Origin of the sequence: Paenibacillus sp. FSL R7-269, from assembly GCF_000517865.1 — a bacterium.
GTDB lineage: Bacteria > Bacillota > Bacilli > Paenibacillales > Paenibacillaceae > Paenibacillus_AQ.
The window spans coordinates 1-266 of record NZ_ASPS01000126.1 but is presented as its reverse complement, the minus strand read 5'-3'; the positions used below and the strand labels follow the sequence as shown (position 1 = coordinate 266).

At 53.0% G+C, this 266-nt stretch carries 1 protein-coding gene; it reads right to left on the bottom strand.

What is annotated here, in order from left to right:
- Window positions 1–266: hypothetical protein (locus C162_RS36485; protein WP_036701932.1), on the bottom strand; the 266-nt coding region annotated here is incomplete at both ends.

Sequence of the window (266 nt, the reverse complement as noted above, 5' to 3'; positions counted from 1 at the left end):
GTTGACGTAGCCTTCACCCGCACATAATACGTGCCCGGTATCAGACCAGTAACCGTAATGTCTGTAACTTCTGTCCAAGCCCCTGTGTTCCCCATCTGGTATTCCATCTGGACGGTCAGATTCTGCAGTGTTCCGTCATTGGCCCCGTTATAGGTCACATCCGTGACACTCACTCCAACCGGAGCAGCCTGACGCGCAGGAACACTCAACACTTGCGCATCACTATCGGTGGTGGTCACACCGTTACCTGTCTTCACGATATTCAG